Source organism: Deltaproteobacteria bacterium (assembly GCA_019309045.1).
GTDB lineage: Bacteria > Desulfobacterota > Syntrophobacteria > BM002 > BM002 > JAFDGZ01.
The window spans coordinates 1-3,866 of record JAFDGZ010000182.1; the positions used below are offsets into that span (position 1 = coordinate 1).

A 3,866-nucleotide genomic window follows, 5' to 3' on the forward strand; every position below is an offset into this window, starting at 1 on the left:
AAACAGAATGGCTGTGCCATCCGTGGTAAACTTGCTCACAAAGGCGTCGCTGCTGCCGCCCAGAGTGGCGTCGATGGCATTTACCGTGGGAAAATTGTCAGATTCTGTCACTCCGGTCACATATGGCTTGTTGGTAGCGTCTGTGGCAATAGCGTTCCCCACATCGTCGCCGCTGCCGCCCAGATAGGTGGAAAAGAGAATAGCGCTGCCGTCTGTCTTCAGCTTGCTCACAAAGGCGTCGCTGCCGCCGCCCAGAGTGCCATCCAGCGCATTTACCGTGGGAAAATTGCTAGATTCAGTCACTCCGGTCACATAGATCTGTCTGTTCCGGTCCACGGCAATACTGTGGCCCGCCTCGTCGTCGCTGCCGCCCAGATAGGTTGAAAAGAGAAGGTCGCTGCCGGCCGTGTTCAGCTTGCTCACAAAGGCGTCGCTGCCGCCGCCCAGAGTGCCATCCAGCGCATTTACCGTGGGAAAATTGCTAGAATCCGTGCTTCCTGTCACATACACATTGCCATCACTGTCAACTGCTATGCCGGTACCTTCATCATTGTTTCCTTTGCCTCCTAGATACGTGGAATAAATAAGGTCTGTGCCGGCAGTGTTGAGCTTGGTGACAAAGGCGTCCGTGGCCCCATCCAGAGAGGTGTCCAGGCCCCCTTTAGTAACAGGAAAATCGGCAGAATTGGTAACCCCGGTGATGTAAGCATTCTGATTGCTGTCCAGGGTGATGGCACTGCCAAGATCCACGTCCAGCACCCCGCCGATACCGGCAAGGGAGAGCACCGGGTCAATGATGAGCAGCCTGGTCTGGTCATATTCAGCCACCTGGAACCCCAGGAGGTTCTCTCCCCTGAGAACATACCGCCCCTGGATTTCCCTCCTGGTGTCATCTATCTCCTGATACAGGTGCGGCCTGTGCATACGCACTGGACCGCCTTCCAGTTCGATGATGACGTCGCCATTGTCAGCAATGTGCATGCCTTTCTGCCCTGTAAATTCTACAGTGATGATACCCGGATCAACTCCAGGCTTGACCACGAAATCATATTCCAGCCGCCCCATGCTGCCGTGGTAGACCAGATCGATGCCCGGATATACCTCCAGGGCGCGAACTCGGGCATAAGTGGGAATATTGGTCAGCCATTCCTGCGGGTTGTCACCAATGAAGTAGTTGCTCCTTCCTGGCAACTCTTCACTGGCAACCAGGCGGGGACGCTTTTTTGCCCCGCGCAAGAGCAGCCGCAGTGCCGCTGTTGTCACCAAGCGCTTCTCCCCGGCAGCCGCGGCCAGATGTCCTTTCCTGCTGTAATTGACTGTTCTGAAAGTGATTACGCTCCCCTCGGGAAGAAGAAAAATGTTGTAGCCCACGGCGCGGGCCAGATAATGCACCTGGTTGTCTGTTTGGCCCCTGTTGATTTCAAAGGCGAGGGGCAAGCGCTCATACACCTGCTTAACATTCTGCCCGGGCATTGTCTCGCGCAGCTTTGCGTTCACGTGCTGCTGCCAACCCAGGACCATGGCAAAAATTATTGCCAAAGTCCAAGCCAAAACCGGCCGTTTTTTCACCTTAACTATTGTTGCGCTCATATGGCCTCCCACCGCTGCTAAAATGGTCCCACCCGCCATACTCAAGTTTTTCCACGGTACCATCAATTTGCCTCAACCACAAACCCTCTTCCTCCACCGTCCTGCCAATAGGATAAAATTTGCACCCCTGAGCTCTCAATTTTTCAGCCACTCTATCCGCTGCTGCACTCGGTACTGCTCCCAGAAGAACATAGTCTTCCCCCGTATGAAGGCTCAGGAGGTTCTGCTCCAGATGGTACTTTGCACAATACTGCTGGAAAACAGAAGTGGTAGGAATTCGCTCCGCCTCGATTACTGCACCCACCCTGGACTCTCTGCACAGGTGGCCCAGATCAGCAGCAAGACCATCCGATACATCGATGAGTGCATGGCATAGTCTGGATTTCCCAATGAGGCGGCCGGCTCGCACATGCGGCCTCGGGTTGAAATGGGCCTCCAGCAGCTCTTCTGCACCGGGTAAAGTCCTTCCGGTCCTGACAATGTCCAGCCCGGCAGCCGATGATCCCACCGGGCCTGTGACAAAGAGAGTGTCGCCAACCTCGGCCCCGGATCTATAGACGATCTCCTTTTCGGATGCCTCTCCAATCACGGCCACATTGACCACTATATGCTTCGGGGAAAAGGAGGTATCCCCACCCAGAAGATTCACGGCAAATTCTCTTGCCAGAGATTTCATGCCTTCATAGAGAGATTCGAGGTAGGCGAGTTCCACTGTTTCGGGAACAGCAATAGAAACAAGTGCTTCCCGGGGAGCGCCGCCCATGGCGGCAATGTCTGAGAGATTGACCGCCAATGCCTTGCGGCCCAGCTTGTCTGCCGGGATCTCATCACGGTTGAAATGAACCTCTTCCACCAGCATATCCGTGGTAAAGAGGGCTACCAGATCCTCACCCATGCGAAACACGCCGCAGTCGTCGCCGATGCCCCTGAGCACCTGGCTCGGCCGCAGCAGACAACCACGGCGGATCCTTTCGATAAAGCCAAACTCACCTATATCCTTCAATTTCATCCAGTCCCTCGACCGGTCAGCATGGCGATGCCGCTAGAGGCAGGCCCCTTTTCAGCTGCACAGACAAGAAATTGAAAACTTTCCTAGTATAGCCACCTCATTGCAGCCCTTGCAGACGAGCCCCAGCGTCAAATTCCCCTCTTCCCCGGCCCTCTCGCCTGCCAGCCCCAGGAAGGCCAGGCCAGCGGCAGCTGCCTCCAGCGGGTTCCCATGCACCGCAGCAAAAGCGGCAATGATAGCGCTGGCAGCACAGCCGCTGCCTGCAATGGATGCCAGCAGTGGATGGCCGTTCCGGCAGCGCACCACAGAGTTGCCATCGGTAATCAGGTCAATGGGACCAGTTATGGCTATGACTGCAGGCAATTTCTCTGCTATTTGGCGGCCAACAGCGATTGCTTCCTCAACAGCGTGAGCAGCCTCCACTCCCCTCGGTTTGTCGCTTGTGCCAGCCAGGGCCAGGATTTCCGAGGCATTGCCACATATTACTGCCAGCTCAACCTCCTCGGTTATTCTCAGCACCAATTCACTGCGCAAATGTGTGGGAATGGCGCGCCGATTTGCCGTTTTTCCCGCCAAAATCATTGACTCGCCTCTTTTTTCAGAGGGCATGCCAAGATTCAGCACAAGAGCTCCGGCAGCTGAGACTATCTCCTCAACCTCTTTCATGTTGTGCGCCATTATTGGCGAAGCACCCATTGCCAGCAATACATTGGCAGTAAAATTCAACACCACCGGATTGCTAATGCAGTGAACCAACGGTCTCCTTTTTCTTACCTGTTCAAGCAGTAAACCAAGATTGTATTCGAGCATTTTTCCTTATGCCGCAACCAGTTGCCCAAAATCATCAATGGGAGCAGAAAGGCAATTGGCTTTCCCCGCAGATTGTTGCTGCAAAATCATGGCCATCATGCTGGCAATAGCTGTGCACCGCTCGAAGAATCTTTACCGACCAGCACCAGCACCTCAAACCTTGCAATAGCCTGGCTGGCCGCCACTATTGCAACTGGAGGAGATCTAACAAATCATTCCATGTGGAAATTCTCGGTACGTCATCCGCTGACACTTCCAGATTCACAGGCAGCACTCCAGGCGCCGCTGGTATTTTTTTGTCAAGCACATAGGTAGTCCAGATTGGCTGCATTCCTGCCTTTGTGGCGCCGATCACGTCAGCCTCCGGATCATCGCCCACAAAGGCAATCTCGCTGCTCTCAACTCCGAGTCCTCTGGTCAGTTCCTGGAAAACCTTAATATGCGGCTTGCGATATCC

At 54.6% G+C, this 3,866-nt stretch carries 4 protein-coding genes; all 4 read right to left on the bottom strand.

What is annotated here, in order from left to right; translation table 11 throughout:
- A partial coding sequence (locus JRI89_17475; protein MBW2073022.1) for an SBBP repeat-containing protein occupies positions 1–1,590 on the bottom strand: 1,590 nt, incomplete at its 3' end.
- Positions 1,571–2,599, bottom strand: coding sequence for a thiamine-phosphate kinase (thiL, locus tag JRI89_17480; protein ID MBW2073023.1), 1,029 nt, complete (start codon positions 2,597–2,599; stop codon positions 1,571–1,573). The genes thiL and JRI89_17475, both read right to left, overlap by 20 nt.
- A gap of 51 nt (positions 2,600–2,650) precedes the next feature.
- Complete coding sequence (gene thiM, locus JRI89_17485) at positions 2,651–3,409, bottom strand: hydroxyethylthiazole kinase (GenBank protein MBW2073024.1); 759 nt, start codon at positions 3,407–3,409, stop codon at positions 2,651–2,653.
- Positions 3,410–3,593: 184 nt separating this feature from the next.
- Positions 3,594–3,866: HAD family hydrolase (locus JRI89_17490; GenBank protein MBW2073025.1), on the bottom strand; the 273-nt coding region annotated here is incomplete at its 5' end.

Coding starts and splice junctions, on each gene's coding strand:
- thiL (MBW2073023.1), bottom strand. CDS start 2,599: ATGAAATTGAAGGATATAGGTGAGTTTGGCTTTATCGAAAGGATCCGC.
- thiM (MBW2073024.1), bottom strand. CDS start 3,409: ATGCTCGAATACAATCTTGGTTTACTGCTTGAACAGGTAAGAAAAAGG.